General features: G+C 71.3%; 16 protein-coding genes. 13 read left to right on the forward strand and 3 right to left on the reverse strand.

All coding sequences use genetic code 11. The annotated features are described in order from the left end of the window. Positions 1-39: 39 nt before the first annotated feature. Positions 40-546 carry an ATP-binding protein gene (locus ACIBNA_RS10800; protein ID WP_399165029.1) on the forward strand — a complete coding sequence of 169 codons (507 nt, stop codon included), beginning with the start codon at positions 40-42 and terminating at the stop codon, positions 544-546. Between the two features lie 36 nt (positions 547-582). On the opposite strand, the gene idi is transcribed toward ACIBNA_RS10800, so the two are convergent. The 3 genes from idi to galE form a co-directional block, all read right to left on the reverse strand. After that, the gene (idi, locus tag ACIBNA_RS10805) at positions 583-1,176 is read right to left on the reverse strand and encodes an isopentenyl-diphosphate Delta-isomerase (RefSeq protein WP_399164872.1); all 594 of its coding nucleotides are present in this window, start codon (positions 1,174-1,176) and stop codon (positions 583-585) included. A 299-nt stretch (positions 1,177-1,475) separates the two neighbouring features. Further along, positions 1,476-2,414 (reverse strand): cation diffusion facilitator family transporter, encoded by a 939-nt coding sequence (locus tag ACIBNA_RS10810; RefSeq protein WP_399164873.1) that lies wholly within the window; start codon positions 2,412-2,414, stop codon positions 1,476-1,478. A 174-nt stretch (positions 2,415-2,588) separates the two neighbouring features. Then, positions 2,589-3,560 carry a UDP-glucose 4-epimerase GalE gene (gene galE / locus ACIBNA_RS10815; protein ID WP_399164874.1) on the reverse strand — a complete coding sequence of 324 codons (972 nt, stop codon included), beginning with the start codon at positions 3,558-3,560 and terminating at the stop codon, positions 2,589-2,591. A gap of 279 nt (positions 3,561-3,839) precedes the next feature. On the opposite strand from galE, the gene ACIBNA_RS10820 reads away from it, so the two are divergent. From ACIBNA_RS10820 to ACIBNA_RS10875, 12 genes are all read left to right on the forward strand, one after another. Next, positions 3,840-5,675, forward strand: a complete 1,836-nt coding sequence (locus ACIBNA_RS10820) for a DUF5941 domain-containing protein (RefSeq protein ID WP_399164875.1) — start codon at positions 3,840-3,842, stop codon at positions 5,673-5,675. Beyond that, positions 5,672-6,424, forward strand: a complete 753-nt coding sequence (locus ACIBNA_RS10825) for a sugar phosphate nucleotidyltransferase (protein ID WP_399164876.1) — start codon at positions 5,672-5,674, stop codon at positions 6,422-6,424. The genes ACIBNA_RS10820 and ACIBNA_RS10825 overlap by 4 nt, the downstream gene beginning before the upstream one ends. After that, positions 6,412-7,473, forward strand: a complete 1,062-nt coding sequence (locus ACIBNA_RS10830; protein WP_399164877.1) for an iron-containing alcohol dehydrogenase family protein — start codon at positions 6,412-6,414, stop codon at positions 7,471-7,473. The genes ACIBNA_RS10825 and ACIBNA_RS10830 overlap by 13 nt, the downstream gene beginning before the upstream one ends. Continuing rightward, positions 7,451-8,230, forward strand: a complete 780-nt coding sequence (locus tag ACIBNA_RS10835; protein WP_399164878.1) for a CDP-alcohol phosphatidyltransferase family protein — start codon at positions 7,451-7,453, stop codon at positions 8,228-8,230. The genes ACIBNA_RS10830 and ACIBNA_RS10835 overlap by 23 nt, the downstream gene beginning before the upstream one ends. 5 nt (positions 8,231-8,235) lie before the next feature. Then, positions 8,236-9,108, forward strand: coding sequence for a glycosyltransferase family 2 protein (locus ACIBNA_RS10840; RefSeq protein WP_399165030.1), 873 nt, complete (start codon positions 8,236-8,238; stop codon positions 9,106-9,108). 105 nt (positions 9,109-9,213) lie between these two features. After that, entirely contained in the window at positions 9,214-10,143 is a 930-nt protein-coding gene (locus tag ACIBNA_RS10845) for an ABC transporter permease (RefSeq protein WP_399164879.1), read from the forward strand. Beyond that, a complete protein-coding gene (locus tag ACIBNA_RS10850; protein ID WP_399164880.1) occupies positions 10,136-10,924 on the forward strand; it encodes an ABC transporter ATP-binding protein in 789 nt (262 codons plus the stop codon). Before ACIBNA_RS10845 ends, ACIBNA_RS10850 begins: the two co-directional genes overlap by 8 nt. A gap of 359 nt (positions 10,925-11,283) precedes the next feature. Next, on the forward strand, positions 11,284-12,186 hold the full coding sequence (hpnC, locus tag ACIBNA_RS10855) for a squalene synthase HpnC (protein ID WP_399164881.1): 903 nt from the start codon (positions 11,284-11,286) through the stop codon (positions 12,184-12,186). Beyond that, entirely contained in the window at positions 12,183-13,133 is a 951-nt protein-coding gene (gene hpnD / locus ACIBNA_RS10860) for a presqualene diphosphate synthase HpnD (protein WP_399164882.1), read from the forward strand. The genes hpnC and hpnD overlap by 4 nt, the downstream gene beginning before the upstream one ends. 164 nt (positions 13,134-13,297) lie before the next feature. Continuing rightward, positions 13,298-13,498, forward strand: a complete 201-nt coding sequence (locus tag ACIBNA_RS10865; RefSeq protein ID WP_399165031.1) for a DUF6380 family protein — start codon at positions 13,298-13,300, stop codon at positions 13,496-13,498. Continuing rightward, positions 13,495-14,907, forward strand: coding sequence for a hydroxysqualene dehydroxylase HpnE (gene hpnE, locus ACIBNA_RS10870; protein WP_399164883.1), 1,413 nt, complete (start codon positions 13,495-13,497; stop codon positions 14,905-14,907). Before ACIBNA_RS10865 ends, hpnE begins: the two co-directional genes overlap by 4 nt. Then, a complete protein-coding gene (locus ACIBNA_RS10875) occupies positions 14,907-16,046 on the forward strand; it encodes a polyprenyl synthetase family protein (protein ID WP_399165032.1) in 1,140 nt (379 codons plus the stop codon). The genes hpnE and ACIBNA_RS10875 overlap by 1 nt, the downstream gene beginning before the upstream one ends. The last annotated feature ends 69 nt before the right edge of the window (positions 16,047-16,115 follow it).

Raw genomic sequence — 16,115 nt, forward strand, 5'->3', positions numbered from 1 at the left:
GGTGTGGCGACAATCGAGCGCGAGGGTGGCGACCGGACGATGGACAACGACGGGCGTGGGTTCGGCTCACGCCCAGAGGGCGGCGCGGCGCCCCTCGGCCCCGGGCCCGCGGATCCGCTGCCGTACGAAGGGGTCTGGCGGTTCATCGCACCAGCGGTCGACGCCTCGGTGCCGCAGGCGCGGCACGCCGTAGGGGACCTGCTGCTGCGTCAGGGGGTGCCCGTCTCGGACGACCTGGCCCAGGGGCTGCTGCTGATCGTCTCGGAGCTGGTGACGAACGCCGTGAAGCACGCGGCGGTGCTCTCGCCGACCATCGCCGTCGAGCTGGCCGTCGGTGCCGAGTGGCTACGCGTGTCCGTGGAGGACAACCACCCCTACCGGCCGACCGCGCTGGAGACCGACCACGGCCGGACCGGCGGTCGCGGACTGCTGCTGGTTCGCGAGATCACCCGGGAGGCGGGCGGGGTGTGCGACGTCGACCACACCGCGAGCGGCGGCAAGGTGATCTGGGCCACCCTGCCGCTCAAACCCACGCGCTTCACCTAGGGGTTGTCCGCCCGGGCCCTGTCGTCAGGGCCGTCGTCACCAGTCGGCCGACGTGCCGGTCAGCTCCCTGATCGCCGGCCGGGCCGCGTCCAGGACGGTCATGAACCAGGACGAGAAGGGGTCCTTGGCGTGCCGCTCGGCGAGTTCGGGCGGAGTCACGAACGCCGTCGACGCCACCTCCTGCGGATCCGGCCGCAGCACGGCCTGCAGCATCCCGACGAAGAGGTGGTTGTACTCCTGCTCCACCAGACCGGACTCCGGGTCCGGGTGGTTGTAGCGGACCGTGCCCGCCTCGGCCAGCAGGGACGGGGAGGCGCCGAGCTCCTCGAAGGTCCGCCGCGCCGCCGCCGCGAAGGGCGCCTCACCGGGGTAGGGGTGGCCGCAGCAGGTGTTCGACCACACGCCGGGGGAGTGGTACTTGCCCAGCGCCCGCTGCTGGAGCAGCAGCCGACCGTACTCGTCGAAGAGGAACACGGAGAAGGCGCGGTGCAGCTGCCCGGGAGGCTGGTGGGCGGCGAGCTTCTCCGCGGTGCCGATCGTCACGCCGTCCTCGTCGACCAGTTCCAGCAAAATCGCGTCTGCGGTGCCGTTCGACGGGCTGTGCGTCGCGGTGGCAGGTGTGATCGGCATACCCATCCTTCACATCGGTCTTCGCGCCCCAAGTCTGCCGTACGAATCCGGCACTCCCGGCACTTCGCGACGCGCCCGCATGTCCCGCGCGGCGGCGCGGAGCGCGGACGGTGCCGCTCGGGCCCGGAAGAGGGACCCAGTAGGTGATCGTGCCCGCCACGGCGGGCCGAAATCGTCCCTGCCGGTGCGGTGAGAGCCAGGACGCGGGCGCGCGCCGGAGGGCTGGCTTCCCCGGCGCACGCCCAGCGCAACGCGCCCCACCAGCGCCATCAGCCCCAGACGCCTCAGCAGCGGGCGCGTCAGTGACAGAGGTACGCCTCGTGCTCCCGGTGCCCGCCCGGCTCCAGCTGGAAGGTGCAGTGCTCCACGTCGAAGTGGCCGCCGAGACAGTCCTGGAGCTCGTGGAGCATCTTCTCGTGGCCTATCGCGCTGAGTACCTCCGAGCTGACGACCACGTGCGCCGACAGCACCGGCATGCCGGAGGTGATCGTCCAGGCGTGCAGGTCGTGGACGTCCTCCACCCCGTCGGTCGCCAGGATGTGGGCCCGCACCTCCGCCATGTCGACGCCCTTGGGCGCCGCCTCCAGCAGGACGGTCAGGGTCTCGCGCAGCAGCTTCACCGTGCGCGGCACGATCATCAGCGCGATGACGAGCGAGGCGATCGGGTCGGCGGCCTGCCAGCCGGTGAGCATGATCACCAGGGCCGAGACGATCACCGTGACCGAGCCCAGGGCGTCCGCCGCCACCTCCAGGAACGCGCCGCGCACGTTCAGGCTCTCCTTCTGGCCGCGCATCAGCAGCGCCAGCGACACCATGTTCGCGACCAGGCCGATGGCACCGAACACGACAGCGAGGTGGCCCTCGGTGTCCGCCGGGGTGACGAAGCGCTGGACCGACTCGTACACGACGTACCCGCCGACCCCGAGCAGCAGCAGACAGTTGGCCAGGGCGGCGAGTATCTCGGCGCGGGCGTACCCGAAGGTGGCCCGGTCGCTGGGCGGGCGGAGCGCGAAGCGGATCGCGAGCAGTGCCATGCCCAGGCCCAGCGCGTCGGTCGCCATGTGCGCCGAGTCCGCGACGAGGGCGAGCGAGTCGGCGAGCACCCCGCCGACGATCTGGACGACCACCACGCCGAGCGTGATCGCAAGCGCGACCCGCAGCCTGCCGCGGTACGCCGAGGTCGCCGTACCGCCGGCCGCCGCGCCGTGCGCGTGCCCGTGATCATGCCCAGCCCCCATGAAAGCCGCCCTCCTGTGTCCGTCCGAGTACCGGTCCGATCGTGCTCGGGCACCCCAGTGAACTACGGGGAGGGGGTATGCGCAATGCGGCAGTGAACACCGTTGTCATGTGCCCTGACCTGCGGAAACTATGCGCAGGTCAGGGCACCCTCAGTGGCTCGGGAGCGGTGTGGCTCAGGAGCCGTGGTGCAGGAGCCAGCCCCGCCACGCCGACTCGGCCATCTTGCGCACCCCGCGCCGCGCGGTCCAGCCGAGTTCCCCGGCCGCCCGGGACGCCGAGGCGACCGCCCGCGGAGCGTCCCCGGGGCGGCGGCCCTCGACGAGCGGCGGCCGGCGGTCACCGGTGACCTCGCCGATGACCGTGATGAGTTCGCGCACCGAGACACCCTCGCCGCGGCCGATGTTGACCGTCAGATCGCCCGCGACGCCCCCGTCGGCGAGCCGCCGGGCCGCCGCGAGATGCGCCTCGGCCAGGTCGGCGACGTGAATGTAGTCACGGACGCAGGTGCCGTCCGGGGTCGGGTAGTCGGCACCGAAGATCCGGGGCGCCTCGTCGCGCGTCAGCCGGTCGAAGACCATCGGGACGATGTTGAAGACGCCCGTGTCCGCCAGTTCCGGCGCCGTCGCTCCCGCCACGTTGAAATAGCGCAGACATACGGTGGAGATCCCGTGCGCCCGGCCCGCCGCCCGCACCAGCCACTCCCCGGCGAGCTTGGTCTCGCCGTACGGGTTGACCGGCGCACAGGGCGTGTCCTCCGTGATGAGATCCACACCCGGGTCGCCGTACACCGCCGCCGACGACGAGAACACGAAGCGCTCGATCCCGGCCCCGGCGACCGCGTCCAGGAGTGTCACCAGACCGCCGACGTTCTCCCGGTAGTACCGCGTCGGCTGCGCGACGGACTCGGCAACCTGCTTGCGCGCCGCGAGGTGCACCACACCCGTCACGCCGTGCTCGGCGAGCACCCGCTTCAGCAGGTCACCGTCGAGCGACGAGCCCTCGACGAGCGGTACGCCCGCCGGGAGCCGCGCGGGCACCCCGGCCGAGAGGTCGTCCAGGGCGAGGACGCGCTCCCCGGCCTCGCTCATGGCCCTGGCCACGTGGGCCCCGATGTAGCCGGCCCCGCCGGTGATCAGCCAAGTCATGGTCGCCCACCCTATGCGGCTATGGGCCGGACCCCGTGCGATGTCCTCGATGTCCGGTCTGGGGAGCGCGGTTTGTGGGGCGGGCCCCGGATCCACGATGATGATCGTGGCAAGGGCTTATGCGAACCACGTAGATCGATCTGCCGAACAGGCGGTGAACGTGGCCTTCCCGGCATCCGATAGCCTCTGCCGACATGCCGCCCGGGAGCCACCGGCGCGGGCGCCCCCACCACGTACAGCACTGGCGCGGACGCGTCGGTCCCCAGGGAGTGAATTCGGTTGTCGACCGCCATCCTCACCGGTCAGCCGGTCCCCGGATCGTCGATCGAGGGCGATCTGCGGTCCCTCGGCTTCGACGTGCGGGTGGCGGCCGACGCCGCCGAGGCCGAGACCCAGCTCGCCGGGGTGCCGGGCGAGGAGCGGGTCGCCCTGGTCGACGCCCGGTTCGTGGGGCATGTGCACGCGCTGCGCCTGGGTCTCACCGACCCCCGCTTCCCGCTCGCCGCGATCCCGGGCGCCGTCACCGCACAGCCGGCCGGCCGGCAGGCCCTGACCCGGGCGATGGCCCGCGAGAACTCCGCGGGCGACGGCACCACCCTCGTCGACAGCCTCGCCGACCGCATCCTCACCGCGCTGGACGCCGACGGCGCCGACGTGCACCGCCCCGAACTGGGCAGCCTCGTCGCCACCGTCCCCGCCGACCCGCAGGCCCGCAACGAGGCACGGCAGGCGGTGACGGACGTCGACGACGAGGCCGTACGCCTGAAGTCGGCCGTGAAGTCCCGCGACGGCTTCTTCACCACCTACTGCATCAGCCCGTACTCCCGCTACATCGCCCGCTGGTGCGCCCGCCGCGGCCTGACCCCGAACCAGGTCACCACCGCCTCGCTGTTCACCGCCCTCATAGCGGCGGCCTGCGCGGCCACCGGCACCCGCGGCGGCTTCGTCGCGGCCGGCGTCCTGCTGATCGCGTCCTTCGTACTGGACTGCACCGACGGCCAGCTCGCCCGCTACTCCCTCCAGTACTCCACACTCGGCGCCTGGCTCGACGCCACCTTCGACCGGGCCAAGGAGTACGCCTACTACGCCGGTCTCGCCCTGGGAGCCGCCCGCGGCGGCGACGACGTCTGGGCCCTCGCCCTCGGCGCCATGGTCCTGCAGACCTGCCGGCACGTCGTGGACTTCTCCTTCAACGAGGCCAACCACGACGCCACCGCCAACACCAGCCCCACCGCCGCCCTCTCCGACAAGCTCGACAGCGTCGGCTGGACGGTCTGGGTGCGCCGCATGATCGTCCTGCCCATCGGCGAGCGCTGGGCGATGATCGCGGTGCTCACGGCGGCCACCACGCCCCGCATCACCTTCTACGCGCTACTCGTCGGCTGCGCTTGCGCGGCGACGTACACCACGGCGGGCCGCGTGCTGCGCTCCCTGACCCGCAAGGCCGTGGGGGTCCCCCCAGGCGTTAAGCACTGGGGGAGGACCGACCGGGCGGCCGGGGCGCTCGCCGACCTCGCGGACAGCGGCCCGCTCGCACAGGGCTTCGCGGAGGCGTTCAAGAACCCCGCCCGCAGGCTGCCGGGCTTCGCGACCCCCGCCGTCGCCCTCCTCGGCGGTGCCGCCGTCGTCGCCGTGGCCGCGCTCACCGGCTTCGGCGGGCCCTGGCCGATCGTCGCCGCCCTTGCCTACGCCCTGACCTCCGGCCTGGCCGTCGCCCGCCCCCTCAAGGGCGCCCTCGACTGGCTGGTCCCGCCGTTCCTCCGCGCCGCCGAATACGGCACCGTCCTCATCCTGGCCGCCAAAGCGGACGTGAACGGAGCCCTTCCTGCGGCTTTCGGGCTGGTGTCCGCGGTCGCCTACCATCACTACGACACGGTGTACCGCATCCGCGGCAACGCCGGAGCGTCCCCGGCCTGGCTGGTGCGTTCCATCGGGGGGCATGAAGGACGGACGCTGCTCGTCACGGTCCTCGCAGCGTTGCTCACCGCCTCGCAGTTCATGGTCGCGCTCACGGCTCTCGCCGTGGCCCTGGCCCTGGTGGTGCTCGTCGAGAGCATCCGCTTCTGGGTGTCCGCAGGGGCGCCCGCCGTACACGATGAAGGAGAACCCGCATGATCGGCCTCGTGCTGGCGGCCGGCGCCGGACGGCGTCTGCGCCCCTACACCGACAGCCTTCCCAAGGCTCTGGTGCCGGTGGGCCCCGCGGGCATAGAAGGCGAACCCACGGTTCTCGATCTGACCCTCGCCAACTTCGCCGAGGTCGGCCTCACCGAGGCCGCGATCATCGTCGGCTACCGCAAGGAGGCCGTGTACGCGCGCAAGGAAGCGCTGGAGAAGAAGTACGGCCTCAAGCTCACCCTCATCGACAACGACAAGGCCGAGGAGTGGAACAACGCCTACTCCCTGTGGTGCGGCCGTGACGCACTCAAGGACGGCGTGATCCTCGCCAACGGCGACACCGTCCACCCGGTCTCCGTCGAGAAGACGCTGCTCGCCGCCCGCGGCGACGGCAAGAAGATCGTCCTCGCCCTGGACACGGTGAAGGACCTGGCCGACGAGGAGATGAAGGTCGTCGTCGACCCGGCCAAGGGCATGACGAAGATCACCAAGCTGATGGACCCCGCCGAGGCCACCGGCGAGTACATCGGCGTCACCCTCATCGAGGGCGACGCGGCCCCCGAGCTGGCCGACGCGCTCAAGACCGTCTGGGAGACCGACCCGCAGCAGTTCTACGAGCACGGCTACCAGGAGCTGGTGAACCGCGGCTTCCGTATCGACGTGGCGCCGATCGGCGACGTCAAGTGGGTGGAGATCGACAACCACGACGATCTCGCCCGGGGACGGGAGATCGCATGCCAGTACTGACCCGGCTCATCCCCTCGCCGCTGGTCGTGGACATCCGCCCGGGTGCCCTCGACGACCTGGCGTGCGTCCTCGCCGACGAGCGCATCTCGCACTCCGGCCGCCTCGCCGTCGCGGTCAGCGGCGGCTCCGGCGCCAAGCTGCGCGAGCGCATCTCGCCGAGCATGCCCGGCGCCACCTGGTACGAGGTCGGCGGCGGCACCCTCGACGACGCGGTCCGGCTGGCGAGCGACATAAAGGCCGGTCACTTCGACGCGGTCGTCGGTCTCGGCGGCGGCAAGATCATCGACTGCGCCAAGTTCGCCGCGGCACGCGTAGGCTTGCCCCTGGTCGCCGTGCCCACGAACCTCGCGCACGACGGCCTGTGCTCGCCGGTCGCCACCCTCGACAACGACGCGGGCCGCGGCTCCTACGGCGTGCCGAACCCGATCGCGGTCGTCATCGACCTGGACGTCATCCGTGAGGCCCCGGTCCGCTTCGTCCGCGCCGGCATCGGCGACGCCGTCTCCAACATCTCGGCGATCGCCGACTGGGAGCTGGCGGGCCGCGTCAAGGGCGAGCGGATCGACGGACTCGCCGCGGCCATGGCCCGCCAGGCCGGTGAGGCCGTACTGCGGCACCCGGGCGGCATCGGGGACAACAACTTCCTCCAGGTGCTCGCCGAGGCGCTGGTCCTCAGCGGCATCGCCATGTCGGTCTCCGGCGACTCGCGGCCGTCCTCCGGGGCGTGCCACGAGATCAACCACGCCTTCGACCTGCTGTTCCCCAAGCGGGCCGCCGCCCACGGCGAGCAGTGCGGTCTCGGCGCGGCCTTCGCGATGTGGCTGCGCGGGGCGCACGAGGAGTCGGCGTACATGGCAGAGGTGCTGCGCCGGCACGGGCTGCCCGTGCTGCCGGACGAGATCGGCTTCACGACGGACGAGTTCGTCAAGGCCGTCGAGTTCGCCCCGGAGACCCGGCCCGGCCGCTACACCATCCTCGAACACCTCGACCTGAACACCGAACAGATCAAGGACACCTACGCCGACTATGTCAAGGCCATCGGTAGCTGAACTACGTCCCGTCGTTCACCCCGCAGGGGTGAAGGACCGGCGCAGCGGTGAGCACTGGATGGGACGCCTCTACATGCGTGAGGTGTCCCTGCGGGTCGACCGCTACCTGGTGAACACCAGGGTCACGCCCAACCAGCTCACATACCTGATGACCGTCTTCGGTGTGCTCGCGGCCCCGGCACTTCTCGTGCCGGGGATCCCGGGCGCCGTGCTCGGCGTCGTCATGGTCCAGATGTACCTCCTGCTGGACTGTGTCGACGGTGAGATCGCGCGCTGGAAGAAGCAGTACTCCCTCAACGGCGTCTACCTGGACCGCGTCGGCGCCTATCTCACCGACGCCGCGGTGCTCGTCGGCTTCGGCCTGCGCGCCGCCGACCTGTGGGGCAGCGGCCGTATCGACTGGCTGTGGGCCTTCCTCGGCACCCTGGCCGCCCTCGGCGCCATCCTGATCAAGGCCGAGACCGACCTCGTCGGCGTCGCCCGCCACCAGGCCGGGAAGCCGCCGGTCAAGGAGGCCGCCGCCGAGATGCGCTCCTCCGGCATGGCGCTGGCCCGCAGGGCCGCCGCCGCCCTGAAGTTCCACCGTCTGATCCTCGGCATCGAGGCGTCCCTGCTGATCCTGGTCCTGGCGATCGTCGACCAGGCCCGCGGCGACCTGTTCTTCTCCCGGCTCGGCGTGGCGGTGCTGGCCGGGATCGCGCTGGTGCAGACGCTGCTGCACCTCGTGTCCATCCTCGCCTCCAGCAGGCTGAAGTGAGCGGCATGAAGGTCGGCGCCGTCATCATCACCATGGGCAACCGCCCCGACGAGCTGCGCGCCCTGCTCGACTCGGTCGCCAAGCAGGACGGCGACCCCGTCGAGGTGGTCGTCGTCGGCAACGGCTCGCCCGTCCCGGACGTCCCCGAGGGCGTCCGCACGATCGAACTGCCCGAGAACCTCGGCATCCCCGGCGGCCGCAACGTCGGCATCGAGGCCTTCGGCCCCGCCGGCCGGGACGTCGACATCCTGTTGTTCCTCGACGACGACGGCCTGCTGGCCGGCCACGAAACCGCCGAGCTGTGCCGGAAGGCCTTCGAGGCCGACCCGAAGCTCGGCATCATCAGCTTCCGCATAGCCGACCCGGACACCGGCATCACCCAGCGCCGGCACGTACCCCGGCTGCGGGCCTCCGACCCGATGCGTTCCTCCCGGGTCACCACCTTCCTCGGCGGCGCCAACGCCGTCCGCACCCGGGTCCTCGCCGACGTCGGCGGACTTCCGGACGAATTCTTCTACGCTCACGAGGAAACCGACCTGGCTTGGCGGGCCCTCGACGCGGGCTGGATGATCGACTACCGGTCCGACATGGTGCTGTACCACCCGACGACCGCTCCCTCGCGGCACGCGGTCTACCACCGCATGGTCGCCCGCAACCGCGTCTGGCTGGCCCGCCGCAACCTCCCCGCGCTCCTCGTCCCCGTCTACCTCGGCGTGTGGCTGCTGCTCACCCTGGTACGCCGTCCCTCCCGCTCCGCCCTGCGGGCCTGGTTCGGCGGATTCCGCGAGGGCTGGACCACCCCGTGCGGGCCCCGCCGGCCCATGAAGTGGCGTACGGTGTGGCGGCTGACCCGACTGGGCCGGCCCCCCGTCATCTGACAAGCTCGTATCCGGGAATATCCGGGAGCTCCCGGGCCGTACCCTGGCCCCCGGCTCATACAGGCCGGCACAGGCCGCGCATCTCGAAGACGAAAGTTTCCACTAGTGAGTGAGACAACGCACGACGCCACGGTCGCGGTGAGCGCGCCCGTGGCGCCCGACGAGGGACTCACGGCGAGGGAGCTCGCCGCCAAGTACGGGCTGAGCGTGAGCGGCGCCCGGCCGTCCCTCATCGAGTACGTCCGTCAGCTCTGGGGGCGGCGGCACTTCATCCTCGCCTTCTCCCAGGCGAAGCTGACGGCCCAGTACAGCCAGGCCAAGCTCGGCCAGCTGTGGCAAGTGGCCACACCGCTGCTGAACGCGGCTGTGTACTTCTTCATCTTCGGCCTGCTCCTTGAGGCCGACCGGGGCATGACCCGTGAGGAGTACATCCCGTTCCTCGTCACGGGCGTGTTCGTGTTCACCTTCACCCAGAGCTCGGTGATGGCGGGCGTGCGGGCGATCTCCGGCAACCTCGGTCTGGTCCGTGCCCTGCACTTCCCGCGCGCCTCGCTGCCGATCTCCTTCGCGCTCCAGCAGCTCCAGCAGCTGCTGTTCTCGATGATCGTGCTGTTCGCCATCGCGGTCGGCTTCGGCCATTACCCGGACCTGTCCTGGGTGCTGATCGTGCCGGTGCTCGCCCTCCAGTTCTGCTTCAACACCGGCCTCGCGCTGATCATGGCCCGGGCGGGCGCCAAGACCCCGGACCTCGCGCAGCTGATGCCGTTCGTGATGCGCACGTGGATGTATGCGTCCGGGGTGATGTTCTCCATTCCGATCTTCCTCAAGGACAAGCCGGACTGGATCTCGAACGTCCTCCAGTGGAACCCGGCCGCGATCTACATGGACCTGATGCGCTTCTCCCTCATCGACAGCTACGACCAGAAGTACCTGCCCGACCACGTGTGGGCGGCCGCGGGCGGCTGGGCCCTGCTCTTCGCGCTCGGCGGCTTCGTGTACTTCTGGAAGGCGGAGGAGAGGTACGGCCGTGGCTGAGCACAAGACGGACGCGCGGATTCCCACCGTCGTCGCGGACGACCTGCACATCGTCTACCGCGTCAACGGCGCCAAGACCGGCAAGGGCAGCGCCACCGCCGCCCTCAGCCGCATCCTCAAGCGCGGCTCCGACGACGCGGCACGGGGCGTGCGCAAGGTACACGCCGTGCGCGGCGTCTCCTTCGTCGCCTACCGCGGCGAGGCCATCGGCCTGATCGGCTCCAACGGCTCGGGCAAGTCGACACTGCTGCGCGCCATCGCCGGTCTGCTGCCCGCCGAGCAGGGCAAGGTCTACACCGACGGCCAGCCCTCGCTGCTCGGCGTGAACGCGGCCCTGATGAACGACCTGACCGGCGAGCGGAACGTCATATTGGGCGGGCTCGCCATGGGCATGTCCCGCGAGGAGATCAAGGAGCGCTACCAGCAGATCGTCGACTTCTCCGGCATCAACGAGAAGGGCGACTTCATCACCCTGCCCATGCGCACCTACTCCTCCGGCATGGCGGCCCGCCTCCGCTTCTCCATCGCCGCCGCCAAGGACCACGACGTCCTGATGATCGACGAGGCCCTGGCCACCGGCGACCGTAAGTTCCAAAAGCGCTCCGAGGAGCGCATCCGCGAGCTGCGCAAGGAAGCCGGCACCGTGTTCCTGGTCAGTCACAACAACAAGTCGATCCGCGACACCTGCGACCGCGTCCTGTGGCTGGAGCGCGGTGAGCTGCGGATGGACGGCCCGACCGACGAGGTGCTCAAGGAGTACGAGAAGTTCACCGGCAAGTAGCCCGGCTCGGCCAGGGCCCCGCCGGAACTGTTCCGGCGGGGCCCTGCGTCTGCAAAAGAAGCGTCAACTCCGGCCCTACTTAGGAATCTTGGGGCCAATCGGTGTGTTCTCGTGATGTGCGGGACACCCTGGCGAACCTCGATGCGTTGTACAACGTAAGCTGTACCGGTCTCGAAACACGGCAATCAGGGCGATAATGCGCGACATCGCTCGCCGCACCGCCGTGCGGACGGCTGGGCGGCGTGTCCGAAATAGTGTGTATTGGGTCGGCGGTGTAGAACGGGAGATGTGACGGCAATGGCTACGGAAACTCCCCAGCTCCACGCAGCACGTGCCGTCCTCGCGCCGGGCAGTCGGCGGTGACGGGAACCGGCACGGCGCGCGCCCTCGATCCGGAGCGCGGCACGCTCGACAAGGCCGCGGGCGAGAACTTCCCGGTGGCCCCCTTCTTCCTGCCCCGGGCCTGGCGCGCCGACCTCATGGCCGTCTACGGCTTCGCCCGTCTCGTCGACGACATCGGCGACGGCGACCTGGCCCCCGGCGGCGCCGACGCCCGCCTGCTCGGCGTGTCCCCGCAGGAGGCCGAGGACCGGCTGGTCCTGCTGGACGCCTTCGAGGCCGATCTGCGCAGGGTCTTCGACTCGACCCCCCGTCATCCCCTGCTGCGCCGCCTCCAGCCGACCGTCCGCCGCCGCTCCCTGCCCCCCGAGCCTTTCCTCGGCCTGATCGCGGCCAACCGCCAGGACCAGCTGATCGGCCGGTACGAGACCTACGACGACCTCCTCGCCTACTGTGAGCTCTCCGCCAACCCCGTGGGCCGTCTCGTCCTTGCCGTCACCGGCACCTCGACGCCCGAGCGGATCCGCCGCTCCGACATGATCTGCACGGCCCTCCAGATCGTCGAGCACCTCCAGGACGTGGCCGAGGACCTCGGCCGCGACCGCGTTTACCTGCCCGCAGCCGACATGAAACGCTTTCACGTCCAGGAGGCGGACCTCGCCACGAAATCCGCTGGAGCGTCGGTCCGTGCGCTGATTGCGTACGAAGCGCAAAGGGCCCTGGATCTCCTGAATGAAGGCGCCCCCCTGGTGGGAAGCGTCCACGGCAGGTTGAAGCTGCTGCTCGCAGGGTTCGTGGCGGGGGGAAGGGCGGCCGTCCGCGCGATCGCCGCCGCCGATTACGACGTACTTCCCGGCCCGCCCAAGCCCGGCAAGGTCCAGTTGCTGCGTGAGGTGGGCGTGACTCTGCGAGGAGAGGGGTGATCCGGACCGTGGAGTCGGAACCACACGCATCCCCGCCGGTACTCGCCGCCTACAGCTACTGCGAGGCCGTCACCGGGCGGCAGGCCCGTAACTTCGCCTACGGCATCCGGCTGCTGCCGACGCCCCAGCGCCGTGCGATGTCGGCGCTGTACGCGTTCTCGCGGCGGGTCGACGACATCGGCGACGGTGCGCTCGCCCACGACGTCAAGGTGGCCAGGCTGGAGGAGACCCGGACGCTGCTCACCCGGATCCGCGAGGGCGAGGTGGAGGAGGACGACACCGACCCGGTCGCCGTCGCCCTCACGCACGCCGCCGGGCACTTCCCGATCCCGCTCGGCGGCCTGGACGAACTCATCGACGGCGTCCTGATGGACGTACGCGGCGAGACCTATGAGACCTGGGACGACCTGAAGGTCTACTGCCGCTGTGTGGCGGGCGCCATCGGGCGGCTCTCGCTCGGCGTCTTCGGCACGGAACCGGGGGCGCGCGGCGTGGACCGCGCGCCGGAGTATGCCGACACGCTCGGGCTCGCGCTCCAGCTCACCAACATCCTCAGGGACGTCCGCGAGGACGCCGTGGGCGGGCGCACCTATCTGCCCGCCGACGACCTCGCCAAGTTCGGCTGCTCGGCCGGCTTCAGCGGGCCGCGGCCACCGGAGGGCTCCGACTTCGCGGGCCTCGTGCACTTCGAAGTGCGACGGGCCCGTGCTCTTTTCGCCGAGGGCTACCGGCTGCTCCCCATGCTCGACCGGCGCAGCGGTGCCTGCGTCGCCGCCATGGCCGGCATCTACCGCCGCCTCCTCGACCGCATCGAGCGCGACCCGGAGGCCGTGCTGCGCGGCCGCGTCTCCCTGCCCGGCCGGGAGAAGGCCTATGTCGCCGTGCGCGGCCTGTCCGGCCTCGACGCCCGCCATGTGACCCGACGGGCCGTCAGGAGGCGCGCGTGACGAACGAACCGGTCCAGGGTGACGCCACCGGCGACCGGGCTCACGCCCGCCGCGCGGGTGCAGTCCTGCGCTGCCGGACAGCGTCGGAAACCGCGGTGCCGCGCGCCTCGCGGGCCTGTCGTGAGGCCGAGCCGGTGTTCTTTCTGGTCCGTCGGCGGGGGTGCGTGGCGGTTGTCGGCGCGGGGTCGGGTGGTTCGGCCTGCGTTGCGTCGGCGGGCGAGCGCGGGCACGACGCCCCTCTCGGCCAGACCGTCGGAGACAAGCGGCGGGCAACCCTCCGGCGTGGGACGGCGTCCCTGACGGAGACGGTCGGTCGCGCACCGTTCGAGCAGTACGGCCGCCGCGCAGGGGAGGGTGCACGATGACCCACGGCACGGGATCCCGGGGACCGGTCGCGGACGGGCGGCACACCGTCGTGGTGGGCGGCGGGCTCGCCGGTGTCACCACCGCGCTCGCGCTCGCCGACGCCGGAGTGCGCGTCACCCTGCTGGAGGGCAGGCCGAGACTCGGCGGTCTGGCCTTCTCCTTCCAGCGCGGCGAGCTGACCGTCGACAACGGACAGCATGTGTACCTGCGCTGCTGCACCGCCTACCGCTGGTTCCTCGACCGCATCGAGGGCGCGGCGCTGGCTCCGCTCCAGGACCGGCTCGACGTGCCCGTCCTGGACGTCACTCGGCCCGCGGGGCGGCGGCTCGGCAGGCTGCGGCGCGACGCGCTGCCCGTGCCCCTGCACCTGGGCCGCAGCCTCGCCACCTACCCGCATCTGTCACTCGCCGACCGCGCCAAGGTGGGCCGGGCCGCGTTCGCGCTCAAGGGACTCGACCTCGCCGATCCGGCCCTGGACACGCAGGACTTCGGCAGCTGGCTGGCCGCGCACGGCCAGTCGAAGCGCGCCGTCGAGGCCCTGTGGGACCTGGTCGGGGTCGCCACCCTCAACGCGGTCGCGGGCGACGCCTCCCTGGGGCTCGCCGCGATGGTGTTCAAGACCGGTCTGCTGTCCGACCCGGGCGCGGCCGACATCGGCTGGGCGAAGGTCCCGCTCGGCGACCTGCACGACCGGCTGGCCCGCAAGGCGCTCGACTCCGCGGGCGTCCGTACCGAGGTCCGTACCCGCGTCACCTCCGTCTCCCTTAACGGGAGAGGCGGGTGGAGCGTCCGGGTTCCCGGCGAGACGCTCGAGGCGGACGCGGTGGTGCTCGCCGTACCGCAGCGCGAGGCGCACGACCTGCTGCCCGCGGGTGCCCTCGACGCGCCCGAGCGGCTCCTGGAGATCGGCACCGCGCCCATCCTCAACGTCCATGTGGTGTACGACCGGAAGGTGCTCGCCCGGCCTTTCTTCACGGCCCTCGGCACCCCGGTGCAGTGGGTCTTCGACCGGACCGAGGCGTCCGGGCTGCGCACGGGGCAGTACCTCGCCGTGTCCCAGTCGGCGGCCCAGGACGAGATCGACGAGCCCGTGGCCGTGCTGCGCGAGCGGTACCTGCCCGAGCTGGAGCGGCTGCTGCCCCTGACCCGCGGCGCCGAAGTGAAGGACTTCTTCGTCACCCGGGAGCGCACCGCGACGTTCGCTCCCACTCCCGGAGTCGGGCGCCTCAGGCCCGGCGCCCGCACCAAGGCATCCGGCCTGTACCTGGCCGGAGCGTGGACCGCCACCGGGTGGCCCGCGACCATGGAGAGTGCGGTCCGCAGTGGCGTCGGTGCGGCGGACGCCGTGCTGGGCGCCCTGGGCCGGCCCCGCCCCCGCCACCTCTTCGAGTTCGAGGAGGCGGCGTGATGCTCGACCGACGCAACGCGGCAGGCGGCCCCCGCACCCCCGGTACCGCAACAAGAGGAGAGACTGTGCCCACTGTGCCCCCGGCCTCCAAGGCCGCTCGAGAGACCGCGGTGGACGTGACCGCGCTCCTGGAGCGCGGCCGGACCCTGGCCACTCCGGTACTGCGGGCGGTCATCGACCGCCTGGCACCTCCCATGGACACTGTTGCCGCCTACCATTTCGGATGGATCGACGCCCAGGGCCGGCCCGCGGCGGGGGACGGCGGCAAGGCCGTGCGCCCCGCCCTCGCGGTGCTGTCCGCCGAGGTCATGTCGGCCGCCCCCGAGACCGGCATCCCCGGTGCCGTCGCCGTGGAGCTCGTCCACAACTTCTCCCTCCTCCACGACGACCTGATGGACGGGGACGAACAGCGCCGCCACCGCGACACGGTCTGGAAGGTGCACGGCCCCGCCCAGGCCATCCTGGTCGGCGACGCCTTGTTCGCCCTCGCCAACGAGGTGCTCCTCGAACTGGGCACCGTCGAGGCCGGTCGCGCCACCCGCCGTCTGACCACCGCCACCCGTGCCCTGATCGACGGTCAGGCCCAGGACATCTCCTACGAGCACCGCGACCGCGTCACCGTCGAGGAGTGCCTGGACATGGAGGGCAACAAGACCGGCGCCCTGCTCGCCTGCGCCAGCTCCATCGGTGCCGTCCTCGGCGGCGCCGACGACCGCACCGCCGACACGCTGGAGAAGTACGGCTACCACCTGGGCCTCGCCTTCCAGGCCGTCGACGACCTCCTCGGCATCTGGGGCGACCCGGTCTCCACCGGCAAGCAGACCTGGAGCGACCTGCGCCAGCGCAAGAAGTCGCTGCCGGTCGTGGCCGCGCTCGCGGCGGGCGGCCCCGCCTCCGAGCGGCTCGGCGAGATCCTCGCCGCCGACGCCAAGAGCAGCGACTTCGAGAACTTCTCCGAGGAGGAGTTCGCGGCCCGCGCCGCCCTCATCGAGGAGGCGGGCGGCCGCGAGTGGACCGCCGACGAGGCACGCCGTCAGCACACCATCGCCATCGAAGCCCTCGACGCCGTCGACATGCCCGACCGGGTGCGGGAGCAGTTCACGGCGCTCGCGGACTTCGTCGTCGTACGAAAGAGATGATCATTATCGGTCGAATAGCCCTCGCGTAGTCGCCGGCCGGTGCCGCGAGACACCACGGAGCACCGGCCG

Origin of the sequence: Streptomyces sp. NPDC050164 (assembly GCF_044459945.1) — a bacterium.
Taxonomy (GTDB): Bacteria; Actinomycetota; Actinomycetes; order Streptomycetales; family Streptomycetaceae; genus Streptomyces; species Streptomyces coeruleorubidus_A.